The sequence below is a fragment of the Nonomuraea sp. NPDC047897 genome (assembly GCF_043204415.1).
In the GTDB taxonomy this organism is placed as follows: Bacteria; Actinomycetota; Actinomycetes; order Streptosporangiales; family Streptosporangiaceae; genus Nonomuraea.
In genome coordinates, this window is sequence record NZ_JBIDCC010000001.1 from 709649 (window position 1) to 726612 (window position 16964).

A 16964-nucleotide genomic window follows, 5' to 3' on the forward strand; every position below is an offset into this window, starting at 1 on the left:
GCATTACGTCCCGGTACCCGGGCTAACCCGCCGACTTCGGGGAAGAACCTGTTCGGCCCACGGAGCGGCGGGCTTGTCGGGCGGATCAGGGGAACGCAACATGGGGAAGAACGGCAAGGGAGCCTCGATGATCGAAGTGTGGCCGGGAGACCCTTACCCTCTCGGGGCGACCTACGACGGCGCCGGCACCAACTTCTCGCTCTACACCGAGGTCGCCGACCGGGTGGAGCTGTGCCTGTTCGACGACGCCAACAACGAGCGGCGGGTCACGCTGACCGAGGTCGACGGCTTCATCTGGCACGGCTACCTGCCCGGCGTCGGGCCCGGCCAGCGTTACGGCTTCCGGGTGCACGGCCCCTACGATCCGGCGCGCGGCCTGCGGTGCAACCCGGCCAAGCTGCTGCTCGACCCGTACGCCAGGGCGATCGAGGGCGGCGTCACCTGGAACGAGGCCGTCTACGGCTACCGTTTCGGGCAGCCCGACTCGCGCAACGACCTCGACTCTGCGCCCTACATGCCGCGCTCCATCGTGATCAACCCGTTCTTCGGGTGGGGCCACGACCGGCCGCCGGCCGTGCCGTACCACGACACCGTCATCTACGAGGCGCACGTGCGCGGCCTGACGATCCGGCACCCCAAGATCCCCGAGCAGTTGCGCGGCACGTACGCCGCCCTCGGCCACCCGGAGATCCTCGACCACCTGACCAAGCTCGGCGTGACGGCGCTGGAGCTGATGCCGGTGCACCAGTTCGTCACCGACCACGTGCTGGAGGAGCGGGGGCTGACCAACTACTGGGGGTACAACTCGATCGGCTTCTTCGCCCCGCACAACCGCTACTCCAGCCAGGGGCAGCGCGGCGGCCAGGTGCTGGAGTTCAAGGCGATGGTCCGGGCGCTGCACGAGGCGGGCATCGAGGTCATCCTCGACGTGGTCTACAACCACACGGCGGAGGGCAACCACCTCGGGCCGACGCTCGGCTTCAAGGGCATCGACAACCCCGACTACTACCGGCTCGTCGACGGCGACCCGCGCCACTACATGGACACCACGGGCACCGGCAACAGCCTGCTGATGCGCTCCCCGCACGTACTCCAGATGATCATGGATTCGCTGCGCTACTGGGTGACCGAGATGCACGTCGACGGCTTCCGCTTCGACCTGGCCTCCACCCTGGCGCGCGAGCTGCACGAGGTCGACCGGCTGAGCGCGTTCTTCGACCTGGTACAGCAGGACCCGGTGCTGTCGCAGGTCAAGCTGATCGCCGAGCCGTGGGACGTGGGGCCGGGCGGCTACCAGGTCGGCAACTTCCCCTCCCGCTGGACCGAGTGGAACGGCCGCTACCGCGACACCATCCGCGACCTGTGGCGCGGCCGGCCGGCCACGCTGCCCGAGTTCGGTTCCCGGTTCACCGGCTCCAGCGACCTCTACCAGGACGACACGCGCCGCCCAGCCGCCTCGATCAACTTCGTCACCTGCCACGACGGCTTCACCCTGCAGGACCTCGTCTCCTACGACCACAAGCACAACGAGGCCAACAAGGAGGGCAACCGCGACGGCACCGACGACAACCGCTCCTGGAACTGCGGCGTGGAGGGCCCGGCCGACCTCGGCATCGAGTCGCTGCGCGAGCAGCAGAAGCGCAACTTCCTGACCACGCTGTTCCTGTCGCAGGGCGTGCCGATGCTGTCCCACGGCGACGAGCTGGGCCGCACCCAGCAGGGCAACAACAACGGCTACTGCCAGGACAACGAGCTGACCTGGGTCGACTGGTCCGACGTGCGCGAGAACTGGCTGCTGCTGGAGTTCACGCAGCGCCTCGCGGAGCTGCGCAAGAAGCATCCGGTGTTCCGGCGCAGGAGGTTCTTCTACGGCAAGCCGGTGCGCGGGCTGAGCGACATCGCCTGGCTCACCCCGTCCGGTGAGGAGATGACCGACGCCGACTGGAACGTCGGATACGCCAAGTCGCTGGCCGTGTTCCTCAACGGCGACGCCATCACCGAGCCCGACCGGCGCGGCAGGCCGATCCGCGACGACTCGTTCCTGCTGCTGTTCAACGCCCACCACGACACGATCGCGTTCACGATTCCCAAGGACTACGGAGACATGTGGCAGACGGAGATCGACACGGCCATGCCGATCATCCTGGACATCCGGCTGAGCCGGGCGGGCGAGGCCGTGGACGTGCCCGGCCGCAGCGTGCGGGTGCTGCGCCGTGTCTAGACCCCTGTCGACCTACCGGGTCCAGCTCACCCCCGACTTCGGGTTCGCGCAGGTCGCCGAGATCGCCGGCCACCTGCGCGACCTCGGCGTCACCCACGTCTACCTGTCGCCGATCCTGCAGGCCAACCCCGGCTCCCTGCACGGCTACGACGTCACCGACCACTCCCGCATCCGCGACGAGTTCGGCGGCGCCAAAGGCTTCCGCGAGATGGCCGAACAGCTCGCCGCCCACGACCTGGGCGTGGTGGTCGACATCGTGCCCAACCACATGAACACCACCAACCCGCGCTTCTGGGAGGTGCTGCGCGACGGGCCCGACTCGGCGTACGCGAGCTGGTTCGACATCGAGTGGGACGGCGGCAGGGTGGCGCTGCCGGTGCTGGGCGACGACACCGAGCCCGTCGTCGAGGGCGACGTGCTGCGCTACCACGAGCACACCTTCCCCCACCCCGGCCACTACCGGCTCGTCGACTGGCGCGAGGGGCCGGGCTACCGGCGCTTCTTCGACGTGTCCACGCTGATCGGGCTGCGCGTGGAGGACCCGGCGGTGCTCTTCGCCACCCACGAGGTGATCTTCTGGCTGCTGGACGAGGGGCTGATCGACGGGCTGCGCGTCGACCACCCCGACGGCCTCGCCGACCCGCGCGGCTACCTGCGGCGGCTGCGCGCCCGCACGGGCGGCGCCTGGACGGTGGTCGAGAAGATCCTCATCGGCGAGGAGCGGCTGCCCGCCGACTGGCCGTGCGACGGCACCACCGGCTACGAGGTGCTCAACCGGGTCAACGGCCTGTTCGTCGACCCGGCCGGCGAGGCGCCGCTGGTCGAGCTGTTCACCCGGCTCACCGGCGAGCCCGGCGACTACCGGCAGGTGGTGGCGCGGGCCAAGCGCGAGGTGCTCGACCTGTTCTTCGGTGCCGAGGTGAAGCGGCTGGCCCAGCTCGCCTCGTGCGAGCCGGACGTGGTCGCCGAACTGCTCGCCGCCATGCCGGTCTACCGGGCCTACGTGGTGCCCGGCGAGCCGCCACCACCCGAGTCGGTCGAGATCGTCGAACAGGCCGCCGCCGCGTGCTCGCCCGCCGCGCGCCGCCTCGCCGAACAGGTCCTGCACGGCCCGCCGGAACTGGTCACCCGGTTCCAGCAGGCGTGCGGGCCGGTCATGGCCAAGGGCGTCGAGGACACCGCCCTGTACCGGTGGTACCCGCTGTCCGGCCTGAACGAGGTCGGCGGCGAGCCCGACGTGTTCGGGACCGGGGTGGCGGAGTTCCACGAGTTCTGCGCCGCCATGCCGCCGCACTCGATGACCACGCTGTCCACGCACGACACCAAACGCTCGGAGGACGTGCGCGCCCGGCTGTCGGTGCTGTCGGAGCTGCCGCACGAGTGGGCGGAGGCGGTCACCGCCTGGTCGAAGGCCGTCCGGCTTGATCCCCGCCTCGACTACCTGGCCTGGCAGAACCTCATGGCCGCCTGGCCCATCTCCGCCGAGCGGTTCGCCGCCTACCTGCTCAAGGCGGCCAGGGAGGCCAAGACCGCCATCTCCTGGGTCAACCCCGACCCCGGCTACGAGCAGCGGCTGCGCGAGTTCGCCGAGGCCGCCGTGCGGCAGCCCGTCGGCGAGTTCACCGAGCGGATCGACGCGTACGCGATGTCCAACTCGCTCGGGGCCAAGCTCGTGCAGCTCATGATGCCCGGCGTGCCGGACGTCTACCAGGGCAACGAGACGACCGACTTCTCGCTGGTCGACCCGGACAACCGGCGGCCGGTGAGCTATCCGCGCACGCCCGCCACGGCGTGGGACGCGGCCAAGCTGCTGGTCACCAGCCAGGCGCTGCGGCTGCGGCGCAGGCTCGGACCGGCGGCGCCGTACACGCCGCTGCGCGCCGACGGCGAGGCGGCGGAGCACGCCGTCGCCTTCTCCCGCAGCCGCGGGGAGCGGGCCCGGGCGGTGGCGGTGGCCACCCGGCTCCCCGTCGGCCTCGAACGGCGCGGCGGCTGGGGGGCCACCACGCTCACCCTGCCGCCGGGCAACTGGCGCGACCTGCTCACCGGCGGCCTCTACACCGGCCGGGTGCCGCTGGCTCACCTCCTCCACCAGTATCCCGTCGCACTCCTGGAGAGACATGATCTTTGAGGTGTGGGCACCGAAGGCCACGGCCGTCGAGGTCGACGTTCTGGGCGGGCGCAGGGCCATGTCCGCGCTGCCGGACGGCTGGTGGACGCTCGACGTCCCCGAGGCCACCCACGGCACCCGCTACGGGTACGTGGTCGACGGCGGCGGGCCGTACCCTGACCCGCGCTCCCGGCGGCAGCCCGAAGGGGTCTTCGGGCCCAGCGCCGTCTACGACCACGACCGCTACACCTGGTCCGACGACGAGTGGACCGGCCGCGACCTGCGCGGCGCCGTCATCTACGAGCTGCACATCGGCACGTTCACGCAGGGCGGCACGTTCGAGGCGGCCATCGACCGGCTGGAGCACCTGGTCGAGCTGGGCGTCGACTTCGTCGAGGTCATGCCGGTCGCCCCGGTGCCCGGCGGGCGCAACTGGGGCTACGACGGGGTGGACCTGTACGCGGTCAACGAGACCTACGGGGGGCCCGACGGGCTCAAGTCGTTCGTGGACGCCTGCCACCGGCACGGGCTGGGCGTCATCCTCGACGTGGTCTACAACCATCTCGGGCCGTCGGGCAACTTCCTGCACCCGTTCGGGCCGTACTTCTCCGGGTTCGCCGGGAGCTACTGGGGTGAGGCGGTCAACCTCGACGGGCCGGGCTCGGACGAGGTGCGCCGCTACTTCGTCGGCAACGCGCTCCAGTGGCTGCGCGACTACCACATCGACGGCCTGCGGCTGGACGCCGTGCACGCCCTGCACGACAAGCGGGCCACCCACCTGCTGGCCGAGCTGTCCGCGGAGGTCGACGCGCTCGCCTGCGCGGTCGGCCGCCCGCTGTCCCTCATCGCCGAGTCCGACCTGAACGACCCGCGCATGGTCCGGCCGCTCGACGCCGGCGGCCTCGGCATGACCGCGCAGTGGAACGACGACGTTCACCACGCCCTGCACACGGCGGTCAGCGGCGAGACGCACGGCTACTACGGCGACTTCGCCGGCCTGCACACCCTGGCCAAGGTGCTCACCTCGGGCGTCCTGCACGACGGCGGCCACTCCAGCTTCAGGCAGCGCGCGCACGGCAGCCCGTACACCGGCGTGCCCGGCCACCGCCTGGTCGCCTGCCTGCAGAACCACGACCAGGTCGGCAACCGCCCGGCCGGCGACCGGCTGCCGCACTCCGCGCTCAAGCTCGGCGCCGGGCTGCTGCTGACCTCGCCGTTCACGCCGATGCTGTTCATGGGGGAGGAGTGGGGGACACGCTCGCCGTTCCTGTTCTTCTCCGACCACGTCGAGCCGCACCTGCGCGAGAGCGAGGGCGGGCGCAGGGAGACGGAGTTCGAGGGGTTCGGGTACGCCTGGGAGGCGCCCAACCCCTCGGAGGAGGCGACGTTCCTCATGTCCAAGCTCGACTGGGCGGAGCTGAAGGAGGAGGCGCACTGGTCGCTGCTGTGCTGGTACCGCGACCTGATCGCGCTGCGCAAGGCGCTGCCGGAGCTGTCGGACCCGCGCCTGGACCGGGTGCGGGTGGAGACGGACCCGGAAGCCGAGTGGCTGGTCATGTGGCGGGGGGAGGTGTGCGTGGCGGTGAACTTCGGCGGCGAGTCGGTGACGGTGCCGGTGCGCGGGGGGACCGTCCTGCTCACCTCGGACGATCCGGTGTCGCTGGGAGAGGACGGGCTCCGGCTCCCTGCCCAGAGCCTCGCCATCTGCCGCCCCGCCCCGTGACCCGGGCGGGAGGGTCGCCATCTGCCGCCCCGCCCCGTGACCCGGGCGGGGTCGCCATCTGCCGCCCCACCCCCATGACCCGGGCCGGAGGGTCGTCCACAGGCGACCCTCCGGTCGCCACCGCCATCCACAGAACCTCGTTCGCCCACCCCGCCCCACCTGCGCGTTCCCCATGCTGAGGCCCTGACCCTTCTTCCCGGAGGCCCCCATGAGGATCGCTCTCGCACTGCCCCGCACGCTGCGCTGCCTTTTCGTCGTCGCGGTGCCGCGCCTGCCCTGTCCCGTCGAGTCCGTGGTGCCCTGGCGCGTCGGCCCGCCCTACCGGAGGGCGGCGACGAGCGCCTTCGGCACCCCGTGGCTGAGCGTCACCCACCACCGCTTCCCGTGGACCCCCGGCGACCTGGCGCTCACCGACGACGAACGACACCTTCTGCGCCGCACCCGCCAACACGTCGTGGTCACCTCCACGGCCGCGCCCCGCACGCTGCCCGCCAGCGCCCAGGTCGCCCGCGCCGCGGCCCGCGCCCTGGCCCAGGCTGGCGACGGCCTCGTCATCGACCCGCTGACGGGCACCACGGTGCCGTTGTGCGGCCACTGCCCGGACGAGCCGTCCGCGTTCCGGCCGGCCGACGACTGGCTCGGCTGGGACGTCCGCATCTCCTCTGCACGGGACGTCCGCGTCCCTTCCGTGCGGGACGTGCGTCTCCCGTCCCGCCCCTCCGTGCGGGGCCTGCGCGTCACCTCCCGGGGGCTGCGCCGTTTCGCCTTCCCCGAGATCACCCTCGACGGCGCCGCCTGCTCCCACACCCTGTGCGCGACGAGCCTGCTGAGCGCCGTGGCCGACCGGCTCCTCACCGGGCACCTGGCGTTCCTCGCCGCCCACCCGCACGCGACGACGCGGCTGATCGACGACCACCTCGTGATCGACTCCCCGGGCCCTTACCGCTCGCCCGGCACGTCCCCATCGCCCCTCCCGGGCGGCGCCCCTTCCTTGCAGATCCGCCTCACTCCCTGTGACGAGCATCCGCCCCCGCCTTCCGCCGGTGCCCGCACCCGCCGGCTCCGGCCGGTCGGCGCGGGCCCGGCCCCGATCACGCGCCTCAGGGCCGACCCGCTCCCCGGCACGGGCCCGATCACGCGCCTCCGGGTGGACCCGCTCCCCGGCACGGGCCAGGTCGCCTGTCTCAAGGTCGGCCCAGCGGCCGGTTCGCCGACCGGGCTGGGGCCGGGCCGGGAGCCGTCTCGCCGACCGGCGGTCCCGGTCGCCCGGCATCCCCGCGCCCCTTCGAGGGCCCGGGCCGCCTGAGGGGCGACGACCGCGAGCCACCCGGCCCGCCGCAGGAGCACAGCCTCTCCGGAGTCGTCAGGCGTTGCGAAGGGGTGCCGCTCGCGCACACGAGCGGCACGCCTCGAAGCGCTGCGTCAGACGAGCTTGCGGTAGATTCGGGACGCATTCGCCTGGGCCGCGCCCTCCCGGCCGAACTCCTGGTAGACCCGCGACGTGATCTCCATGGCCCTGGGTGAGTAGACGGGGTAGAAGTCCCTGCCGCACTCCAGGTCCTTCAGCGCCGACTTGATCTCGCTGTCCAGGTACGGCTTGGCCTGCGCGGGCTTCAGGTTCGGCCGGAAGACGACGGTGTCGCCCTTGGGCAGCTCGCCCTTCCACGCCTTCTTGGCGACGTCCGAAGCCTGCCGCACGATCTTCGCGTGGCTCAGACCGTCCAGCGCGGTCGGCTCCGTCCGGCTGACGCCGAGGCACGCGGCGAACTGCTTGCCCAGCCGGACGAGCTGCTTGTCCTGGTCGAGGACGCTCAACGACTTCCGCACCGCGGCCTCGAGCTGGTCGTGGTAATCATCCTGGGAGGTGACGGTCTTGCCCAGCACCTCCTTGACCGCCCGGGAGAAGCAGGACTCGTCGGCGGCGCGCCACTTCTTCAGCTCGCCGGCCGAGAGCGACATCAGCATCTTGTTGTTCGGGTTCTCGTGCTTGACGGGGTTGACCACCTTGTCCTTCGGATAGACGTTCGGGGACCAGACGCCGAAGCCGTACCTGGCCCGGTACGCCCGCAGCGCCTCCAAGTCACCGGCGAGCCTCTCCCGCTCCCCGGGCTGCCACGTGTGTCGAAGCTCCGGGGAGGCCACGTAGTCCAGGCCCCGCTCCGTCATGCAGGCGACGCGTTCGGCCTCCAGCCGCGTCTGCTTCTCGTGTGCGGCGGCGTCTCCCGACGGCGGGGAGACGAAGCCGCCGAACGAGCCGGCGAGCAGGGTTGTCGCGACCGCCTTGGCGATGAACATGAGGTACTCCTTCTTCCTTGAGGGCATGCCGAATCGAGCTGAGGGCATGCGGAACAGAACTCACGGCCGGAAAGACCGGAGCGGGGGAAAAGCCTCAGCAGGGGATCTTCATGCGGGACGCCTTCGGTGAGACCTCCGGCAGGTTTGGGGCGAGGTCGACGGCGAGCACGGCGGTGCCGGTCACCGTACCCTTCTTCTCGGTGTACTCGCCGCCGGAGGGCGTTTCGACCGTGCGGTCCCTGGTGTTCACCGTGCGCTCGCCCAGGTAGTGGTAGGTCTTCCGATCGAAGATCAGCTCGGAGCGGGTGCCGTTGCCCTCGTCCATGGCGACGGCCAGTCCAGGGCGGCCCGCGGCGTCCACGGCGTCGCCGATGAGCACGATGCCGTCCAGCCCGGCCGCCACCTGGTACAGGGCGGCGCCCAGGCTGGGCCGTACCACGGACTCGCGGACCAGATCCTGGAGGGAGCGCCAGATGCGCAGCGGCTCCTCGCCCGTGTCGGCCACGATCTTCGCGCGGACCAGGCCGGGGTCCGTCGGCCAGGCACCCAGCCGCTCGTAGGCCGGCCGGCCGGGACAGGCCCCTGGCTCGGACACGATGTCCTCGACACCGCGGTCCCAGTACGTGCGGGGCGCCGGTCCCACGGCCGACAGGTTCCGGCTGCGGCTCAGCCAGGGCTTGCCCAGGTCGGCGGCCTCCCAGCGTTCCTGGCTGACCATCACCTTGGTGGAGAGCGTCCGGCCCCTCCGGTCCTTGGTGTACAGGCTGTGCTGGGCCAGGGTCTTGGTGTGGACGTACTGGCCGCGGACCGGCACCGTGTCGGGCCGGTCGGCGGCGGCCCGCGCGGCCAGGGTGAGCAGCGTCCTGGCGTCGGCCGGCGGGGCCGCGATCAGGGACCCGGGGGTACCCGGATCGGAGCCGCCCAGACCCGCCTGGATGACGGTGACGCCGCCGGTGAGCAGCACCGCCATGGCGCCGACCAGGCCGGCCCGCCGGACCGGCAGCCCGGCGGACCACCTTCGGCGCGGACGGTCAGGCCGGGACGCCTGCGCCTCGCGGGTGAGACGGAGCAGGCGGTCACGCCCCCGGGTGGCCGCCTCCTGCGTGGGCTCGGGCTCCGCGAACACGGCCTCGATGAGCTTCAGCTCGTCCATCACCACTCCCCGATCGGGTTGACGTCGCCCAGTGCCTTGCGCAGCTTCTTGCGCGCCCTGTTGATCCGGGACCCGACGGTCCCCACCGGTATGGCCAGGGCAGCGGCGATCTCCTCATAGCTCAGCCCGCCGAACACCAGCAGGAACACCACGTCGCGATCGCCCTTCGACAGCCCCTTCAACCCCCGTACGAGCTCCGGCCGGCTGGCCTGCGCCGCGAGCTGCGAGGTCACCCGGTCCTCGTGCCCGTCGGCGGAGTCCTCGGGGGCGACCTTGCTGAGCGCGTTCAGGCGGCGGCCCTCGCCGCGGCGGTGCCGGGCCACGACGTTCGTGGCGATGCCGAACAACCACGACCGCACGGTGCCCCGCTCCGGGTCGAAGGCGTGCCTGCCGTTGAAAGCGAGCAGGAAGGACTCCGCGACCAGGTCCTCGGCCTGCTCGCTGCCGAGCCGGGCGGCCAGATAGCGGTGGACCTCCTTGAAGTACCGGTCGTACAGGTGGGCGAAGAGCTCGGGATCGTCCAGCGACCGCTCGACCACGGTGACGTCTTCCATCACATCGTTGGCGTCAGGTGGGGCAGTCATGGCGTCCTTCCGAAGGCAACTGTCGCCCAGTGTTCGCCGCTCGGCAGGTTTTCTTCACGCCGATTTCCGGCCAGCCGGGTCAGAGCCGCGTTCGCATCCGCGCCGACGCCACACGGCCCGCCTCCCGTCCTCGACCGTCGGCCAGGCCCGTCAGACCGGTCCGCCCCCTGCGCCGCGTCCGCCCCCCGCGCGGCGATCCGCACATGCAGCGGCTCCGTGGTGCCGAGTCCGGACGGCGCCTCGACCCCGATCCGCACCCGGTCCCCCGCAGCACCTGGGTCCAGTCGAACGGCACCCAGGCGGTAGCCATGCCCGCCGTCAGCTCTTCCTCGTTCAGCTCTCCCTCGATCGGAGGTTCCCGCGGACGCGGGCCGAGCGGCCGGGGAGCGCATCGGCGGTGCTGTCCTAAACCCGTCCGGTACGGTCTCTCTATTGTCATTTGTCGGGATAATTCGGGAGGGACGTCCACCGTGCGAGGCACGAACACCGCGCGTAAGGCGCCGCTCATCGTCGCCTTGATCCTCGGCCTCGCCGGTTGCTCGCTGGCGGACAACCCCGTCGTCCGATGGGCCGCCCCCGCGAAGAGTCCCACGTCACCGTCCTCAGCGTCCTCCTCGCCCCCGGCGCCCCGCGAGTCCGGCGCCGCACCGGGGCCGGACACGCCAGCCCCCAGCCCGTCGCCGTCCAGCCCGTCGCCGTCCAGCCCGTCGTCGTCCAGCCCGGCTCCGTCGAGCCCGGCGGCGAGCATCCGGCTGACCGTCGCCGACGCCAGGAAGGAGGCGGCGGCCTGGGTGGCCAGGCACAACGAACTCATCAAGGACCCTGACTGGTGGGACGAGCAGGCGCGGGCCGACACCTTGTTCGCGGAGGGCACCCGGCACGAGGTGGTCATCGACCGCGGCCATGTCAGCGACGGCAAGAAGGGCCGCGCACGCAGGCCCATCCGGCTGACCGGCAAGCAGACCTACTACGTGCCCCGCGACCAGCCGGACACCGGCGAGTGGTTCATGCTCCAGGCGACCTACCGGGGCCAGGACCGGGCGCACCTGCTGGCCTTCTGGCGGGCCCGGGGCGAGTCGTTCAAACTGGCCGCGAAGACCCCGCTCCACTACGGTCAGCGGGTGCCCGCACCGCGCCTGGACGCCGAGGGCTACGCCAGCGCCGCCCCCATGGCGACCGGAGGGGCCATCGCCCGCGAATACATGATTTTCTGGGACTACGACCAGCACAAGAAGGCCGGGAAGAACGGCTACCGGCTGGCCGAGGACAACTACAGCCGCAGGGCCTACGCCACGGTGTCCAAGGGGGTGTACGCGGGCTACCAGTCGTTCGGCACCCCCTGGGGCTTCGTCACCCGCGACGGCGGCTCGGTCTTCCTGTTCAGCATGCTCAACCACCCGAAGTCGATCTGGCAGGTCCTCACCGTCGCCACCTACGTCCGCAAGGGCAGCAAGGAGATCCAGGAGCTCGCCGGCGACTGGTACGCCTGACCTGCCCGCACCGGTCCGGTTCCGCGTATCCGCCCCGGCGTTCGGCCGCCCCGGTCCAGCCCAGCCGGGTGGCGTCGGGTCACGCCGACCCCCGGCGGCCGGTCAGTGGAGCAGAGACCGGGCGGCTCGCAGCGACTCCTCGACCGCCTGGGGGATGTCGAGGACCGGAAACGTGACGTGGCGGATCACCCGGTGCCGGTCGATCACCAGGATGGCGCGCTTGAGCCGGAGCGCCTGCCCGGCCCGGAACGTGGGCAGCCGGAGCGCCGCCGCCAGCCGCAGGTCCATGTCCGAGAGCAGCGCGAACGGGATGTCCTCGGCGGCGGCGAAGACCGCCTGTTCGTCGGGCCGCTGCGTGCTCACGCCGTGGACGGCGACCCCCATGGCGGCGAACTCGGACGCTCTGTCCCTGAACAGCCGGTTCTCCAGTGTGCAGCCCACCGCGCCCGGCACCTGGTCCCAGCCGGGGGGCAGGGGGGCGGGCACGCCCGTCGCCGGGTAGCAGAACAGGACGGTGGCCGCCGCGTCCGCGACCACGTCGAGCGCGGGAGCCGCCCGTGTCCGGCTCGCCGCTCCTCGGTCGGAGGTGTCTTCCGCAACGGCCGCCCCGCCCGCTCGGCCGCCGCGTTCCGCCTCGCCGTCTGAGCCGCCCGCTCGGCCGCCGGATTCCGCTTCGCCGTCTGAGCCGCCGGACGTCCTGCCGTGGGCCGGGAGGGTCAGGGGAGCGGGTACGCGGGTGCCCAGCAGCGCGTGGACGCGGGCCGCCTCCGTGCTCGCCGGTTCGGCCAGCCCGGTCAGGGAGCCGTCGCCGAGCAGCCAGCGGTCCGCCCAGTCCTGCATGCTGATCAGCAGGGGCGCGAGTGCCCAGCCGGCGTCCGTGAGCACGTACTCGTGGCGCACCGGCCCCACCTGGTACGGCTCGCGGGCGAGCACTCCGTGCTCCACCAGGTGGCGCAGCCGTTCGGTCAGCACCTTGCGTGAGATGCCGAGCTCGCCGAACAGTTCGTCGAAGCGGCGATGCCCGCGCGCGACCTCACGCACGACGAGCAGGCTCCACCAGTCGCCGACGACGGCGGCCGCCTGGGCGATCGAGCACTGGGCGTCCTGAACACGTAGCTCACGGGCCATGACCGAACTTTACCCCGTTGTGAGTCTCTGATAGAAACTCAGTCAGTTCCCAAAGGAGACTTATGGTGGTGGCATGGGCGACCCTCAGACGGTCGTGGCTGGTGACCAGGCGGGCCTACCCCTGGTCGTACTTCATCGGCACCCTCTTGCTGGGTGTCTTCACCATGGGGGTGGCCTACCTCGGACTGCGGGCCATCGCCGGAGACCAGGTCCCGGCGGAGTTCGCCGGCAGGGCGGGCACCTCCGACTATCTCGGCTACATCGCCGTGGGCGCGGCGGCCTACATGTTCGTCGTGCACGGCATCCTCTGGATCGGCAAGGCGCTGATCCAGGAGCAGCGCGAGGGCACGATGGGCGCGCTGGTCGTCGCACCGGCGCGCCGCCTGCCCTACCTGCTGGGCTTCGCCGCGTTCGCGTTCACGGCGGTCGCCCTGGAGGTGGCCGTCCTGCTGGGGTTCGCGCTGCTGCTCGGGGTACGGCCGGCGGTCACGGGCGCCGTGGACGCCGTCCTGGCCGTCGCCGGGCTGGCCCTGGCCGTGTTCGGGATGTCGGTGGTGCTGAGCAACGTGATGATCGTCGCCGGAGAGGCGCACATCACGCAGAACACCGTCTTCCAGGCGATGGCCGTGCTGTCCGGTTTCACCTTCCCGAGGGACTACCTGCCAGAGGCGTTGCGGTGGCTCGGCGAACTCATCCCGATCACGGCCGCCATGGACGTGATCCGGGGCGTCTTCACCGGCGGCACCGGCCTGGACCCCGCCCGTCTCGGCGTGGCCGCGCTGATCGGCCTCGGCTACGCCGCGGCGGGGCTGCTCACGATGCCCTGGGCTGAGCGCAGGGCCATGGAACGGAGCTTCTGAATGATCGAGACCGTGCACCTGCGCAAGGAGTTCGGCACCAAGGTCGCCGTGCACGACCTGAACCTCACCATCCCGCTCGGCCGCGTCACCGGGCTGCTCGGCCTGAACGGAGCGGGTAAGACCACCACGATCAAAATCCTCGCCACCCTGCTCAGGCAGACGTCGGGCACCGTCAGCGTCGGCGGGCTCGACCCGGTCCGGCAGCCGCACGCCGTACGCAGGAGGATCAACCTCATCGCCGGCGGCGAGCGCATGGTGTACGCCCGGATGACCGGCCGGGAGAACCTGTGGTACTTCGGGCAGCTCTACGACGTTCCCGGCAGAGTGCTCCGGCCGCGCATCGCCGAGCTGCTCGACCTCGTCGGGCTGGCCGAGGCCGCCGATATCAGGGTCGAGCGCTACTCGCGTGGCATGGCGCAGCGGCTGTCCATCGCCCGCGGCCTCATCAACGACCCCGACTACCTGCTGCTCGACGAGCCCACGCTGGGCCTTGACGCGCCCATCGCCCGCGACCTGCGCCGGGTGGTGGCAGTGCTGGCCGAGCGCGGCAAGGGCGTGCTGCTCACCAGCCATTACCTCGCCGAGGTCGAGCAGCTCTGCGCGCACGTGTACGTGATCGGCGACGGCCGGCACCTGGCCGAGGGAGCCCCGGCCGAACTGGTGGCCCGGACCGGCTGCCAGCGCACGGTGCGCGTCACCGTCGTCGAGCTCACGCCCCGGGTCGAGGCCGCCGCGCGCGCCTTCGCCCCGGCGGTCCGGATCGCGCCCGGCGGGGTCGTCGAGTTCAGCGGTCCCGGAGACGTCGCCGGAGCCCTGACCACGACGATCATCGAGGCGGGCGGGGCGCTGAAGGGTCTGGAGATCGCCGAACCGACCTTGGAAGACGCCATCCTCGCGCTCAACGACCGGCCCGCGGCGGTGATCGCATGAGGTGGTGGCGGCGGCGCCCGGCGGAGACGGACGAGGTCAGGTCGCACGCGCGGGCCTGGACCCCGCGGCGGCTCGGCGCCGGGTGCGCGAGATGTGCCCTCGACGCCGGTGACCCCTGCCCGTGCCTGACGCGGCTCTGGCAGGTGACCCGGTGAGGCACGCTGCGCGGATCTTCCGGGCCGAGGCCCTCAAACAGCACCGCAGGGTCTTCGGCAGCAAGCTCGTGGTCTTCTCGATGCTGATCTGGCCGCTGCTCACTCTGGCGCAGTCGTACTACACGCTCCGCCCGCTGGCGGCCACGCCCGGCATCGCCGAACGCTGGCCGCTCGCCGCCGACCCGGAGCGGCTGCTGGCCTTCCTGGCCACCGGGACACTCGGGTTCACGTTCTTCTTCTCGTTGGTGCAGTCGGCCTGGCACTTCACCTTCGAGCGGCAGACCGGCACGCTGGAGCTGCTCTTCCTGTCTCCGGCCAACCGCCTGGTCGTGGTCGTCGCCAACGGGTTCGGCGCGCTGGTGCAGAACGCCTGGCTGTTCGCCTGCTTCGCGGTGGCCGGGTTCACGCTGCTCGACGTGGCACGCGTGGCTCACCCGGGCATGTACGCGGTCGTCTTCCTGGCCCTGCTGGTGCCCGCCGTGGCGTGGGGGGCGCTGCTCAACAGCCTGCTGATCTTCTCCAGGGACGCGGCGTTCCTCTACACGCTGCTGGACGATCCGATGGGGTTCGCCGCCGGGGTGCGGCTGCCGACGTTCGCGCTGCCGGGCTGGCTGCGGGCGGCCGGCTCGGTGCTGCCGCTCACCGGGAGTCTGGTGGTGGTGCGCGGGGCGTTGCTCGACGGGCGAGGAGTGGGCGAGCTGGCCGGGGAGCTGGCGGCGCTCGCCGTCCTGTCCGCTGTCCTGCTGGTGACGGCGATGGCGGCGCTGCGGCTGGGCGAGGCCCGCGCCCGGCGAACCGGCCGGCTCGGCCTCTTCTGACCTGCTCGCCGCCCCTGGCCGGCTCGGTCTCTCCCACCCGCTCGGCGTGCGGGCCGGGCCGTCGGTGAGGAAGGGCAGGCGCGGGTCAGGACAGGTGACGTTCCAGGGACTCCAGCTTGCTGGTCATCCCGTCGGTGACGCCCTCGCGGACGTCGGCCTTCAACACGAGGCTGACCCGGGGCGCGACCTCGGCCACCGCCTCGACGGCGCGCCGGACGACGTCCATCACCTCGTCCCACTCGCCCTCGACCGTGGTGAACATGGCGTCCGTCCGGTTGGGCAGCCCGCTGTCGCGGACCACCTTGACGGCCCGGGCCACCGGCTCGGCGACCCCTTCGCCGACACCCAGCGGGGTGATGGAGAACGCGACGATCACGGTGAGACCTCCTCGGCGGAACGGGACGGGGCGTGCCACGGCGCAGGCTGTGCCCGGCGCCGTGGCCGGCGCCGGGCGTCAGGCGTGGTCATGCTCCTCGTGGTCCTCGTCCTCGCTCGGCCCTTCGGAGGGCTCGACGCCCAGCACGGCCTCGCGGGGCTCGATCTCGTCGATGTGGTCCACCAGTTGCAGCACGTGGTCGGGCTCGATCAGCCACTGCAGCGCGGAGGCGCCGGTGTCGTCGGAGGCGACGAGCTCGGCCTGCTCGGCCCGCTCCTCGTCGGAGAGCTCGGCGTCGGGATGCCGGATCTCGGCCAGCGCGGCGGCCTGCAGCGCGTCCACGTCGAGCACCTCCACGGTCAGCTCGACCGTCAGGCGTAGAAACTTCTCGTTATCGCTCATGGCGACGATGCTAGGGCAGCTTCCACTCGACAGGCGTCGCGCCTTGCTGGACGAGCAGTTCGTTGGCCTTGCTGAACGGCCGCGAGCCGAAGAAGCCGTTGCGCGCCGACAGCGGGGACGGGTGGGCCGACTCGATGCGCGGCACGCTGCCGAGCATCGGCGCGAGGTTGCGCGCGTCGCGGCCCCACAGGACGGCCACCAGCGGCTTGTCGCGGGCCACGAGGGCCCGGATCGCCTGCTCGGTGACCTCTTCCCAGCCTTTGCCGCGGTGCGAGGCGGGCTTGCCGGGCATCACGGTCAGCACCCTGTTGAGCAGCAGCACGCCCTGCTCGGCCCAGGGCGTCAGGTCGCCGTTGGCGGGGCGGGGCAGGCCCAGGTCGCTCTCCATCTCCTTGTAGATGTTGAGCAGGCTGCCGGGCAACGGCCGGACGTCGGCGGCGACGGAGAAGGACAGCCCGATGGGATGCCCGGGGGTCGGGTAGGGGTCCTGCCCGACGATCAGCACCTTGACCTCGTCGAAGGGCTGGTTGAAGGCGCGCAGCACGTGCGCGCCGGCGGGCAGGTACTGCCTGCCCTCGGCGATCTCCTTGCGGAGGAACTCGCCCATCTGGGAGATCCGTTCGGCCACGGGCTCCAGAGCCCGTGCCCATCCGGCTTCGACGATTTCGTTCAGGGGACGACCGGCCATGACCGACGAGCTTATCCAGGTCTGGTACGGC

The 16964-nt window shown here is 71.7% G+C and carries 15 protein-coding genes; 8 read left to right on the plus strand and 7 right to left on the minus strand.

The window, feature by feature from the left end; genetic code table 11:
• Positions 1-127 precede the first annotated feature (127 nt).
• From glgX to ACGF0J_RS03255, 4 genes are all read left to right on the plus strand, one after another.
• On the plus strand, positions 128-2221 hold the full coding sequence (gene glgX / locus ACGF0J_RS03240) for a glycogen debranching protein GlgX (RefSeq protein WP_393141780.1): 2094 nt from the start codon (positions 128-130) through the stop codon (positions 2219-2221).
• Entirely contained in the window at positions 2214-4352 is a 2139-nt protein-coding gene (treY, locus tag ACGF0J_RS03245) for a malto-oligosyltrehalose synthase (RefSeq protein ID WP_393141781.1), read from the plus strand. Before glgX ends, treY begins: the two co-directional genes overlap by 8 nt.
• Positions 4342-6054 (plus strand): malto-oligosyltrehalose trehalohydrolase, encoded by a 1713-nt coding sequence (treZ, locus tag ACGF0J_RS03250; RefSeq protein WP_393141782.1) that lies wholly within the window; start codon positions 4342-4344, stop codon positions 6052-6054. Before treY ends, treZ begins: the two co-directional genes overlap by 11 nt.
• Positions 6055-6262: 208 nt before the next feature.
• Entirely contained in the window at positions 6263-7360 is a 1098-nt protein-coding gene (locus ACGF0J_RS03255; RefSeq protein ID WP_393141783.1) for a hypothetical protein, read from the plus strand.
• 116 nt (positions 7361-7476) lie between these two features.
• Here ACGF0J_RS03255 and ACGF0J_RS03260 read toward each other — a convergent pair whose 3' ends face one another.
• From ACGF0J_RS03260 to ACGF0J_RS03270, 3 genes are all read right to left on the minus strand, one after another.
• Entirely contained in the window at positions 7477-8349 is an 873-nt protein-coding gene (locus ACGF0J_RS03260) for a hypothetical protein (protein ID WP_393141784.1), read from the minus strand.
• Between the two features lie 94 nt (positions 8350-8443).
• Positions 8444-9502, minus strand: a complete 1059-nt coding sequence (locus ACGF0J_RS03265; protein WP_393141785.1) for a CU044_5270 family protein — start codon at positions 9500-9502, stop codon at positions 8444-8446.
• A complete protein-coding gene (locus ACGF0J_RS03270; protein ID WP_393141786.1) occupies positions 9502-10086 on the minus strand; it encodes an RNA polymerase sigma factor in 585 nt (194 codons plus the stop codon). Before ACGF0J_RS03270 ends, ACGF0J_RS03265 begins: the two co-directional genes overlap by 1 nt.
• A 470-nt stretch (positions 10087-10556) precedes the next feature.
• Here ACGF0J_RS03270 and ACGF0J_RS03275 point away from each other — a divergent pair, with 470 nt between their 5' ends.
• Positions 10557-11576: a hypothetical protein gene (locus ACGF0J_RS03275; protein ID WP_393141787.1), complete on the plus strand. Its 1020-nt coding sequence runs from the start codon at positions 10557-10559 to the stop codon at positions 11574-11576.
• Between the two features lie 102 nt (positions 11577-11678).
• Here the strand turns inward: ACGF0J_RS03275 and ACGF0J_RS03280 are convergent, their stop codons facing one another.
• Positions 11679-12704, minus strand: a complete 1026-nt coding sequence (locus ACGF0J_RS03280; protein ID WP_393141788.1) for a winged helix-turn-helix transcriptional regulator — start codon at positions 12702-12704, stop codon at positions 11679-11681.
• 68 nt (positions 12705-12772) lie between these two features.
• On the opposite strand from ACGF0J_RS03280, the gene ACGF0J_RS03285 reads away from it, so the two are divergent.
• From ACGF0J_RS03285 to ACGF0J_RS03295, 3 genes are all read left to right on the plus strand, one after another.
• Positions 12773-13564 carry an ABC transporter permease gene (locus ACGF0J_RS03285; RefSeq protein ID WP_393141789.1) on the plus strand — a complete coding sequence of 264 codons (792 nt, stop codon included), beginning with the start codon at positions 12773-12775 and terminating at the stop codon, positions 13562-13564.
• Positions 13565-14494, plus strand: a complete 930-nt coding sequence (locus ACGF0J_RS03290; protein ID WP_393141790.1) for an ABC transporter ATP-binding protein — start codon at positions 13565-13567, stop codon at positions 14492-14494.
• 151 nt (positions 14495-14645) lie between these two features.
• On the plus strand, positions 14646-15467 hold the full coding sequence (locus ACGF0J_RS03295) for an ABC transporter permease (RefSeq protein ID WP_393141791.1): 822 nt from the start codon (positions 14646-14648) through the stop codon (positions 15465-15467).
• 85 nt (positions 15468-15552) lie between these two features.
• Here the strand turns inward: ACGF0J_RS03295 and ACGF0J_RS03300 are convergent, their stop codons facing one another.
• The 3 genes from ACGF0J_RS03300 to ACGF0J_RS03310 all read right to left on the minus strand — a co-directional run bounded on the left by ACGF0J_RS03300 (position 15553) and on the right by ACGF0J_RS03310 (position 16933).
• Positions 15553-15843 (minus strand): MTH1187 family thiamine-binding protein, encoded by a 291-nt coding sequence (locus ACGF0J_RS03300; RefSeq protein ID WP_101784070.1) that lies wholly within the window; start codon positions 15841-15843, stop codon positions 15553-15555.
• 78 nt (positions 15844-15921) lie between these two features.
• Positions 15922-16245 carry a hypothetical protein gene (locus tag ACGF0J_RS03305; protein ID WP_393141792.1) on the minus strand — a complete coding sequence of 108 codons (324 nt, stop codon included), beginning with the start codon at positions 16243-16245 and terminating at the stop codon, positions 15922-15924.
• 10 nt (positions 16246-16255) lie between these two features.
• On the minus strand, positions 16256-16933 hold the full coding sequence (locus ACGF0J_RS03310) for a uracil-DNA glycosylase (RefSeq protein WP_393141793.1): 678 nt from the start codon (positions 16931-16933) through the stop codon (positions 16256-16258).
• Positions 16934-16964 lie beyond the last annotated feature (31 nt).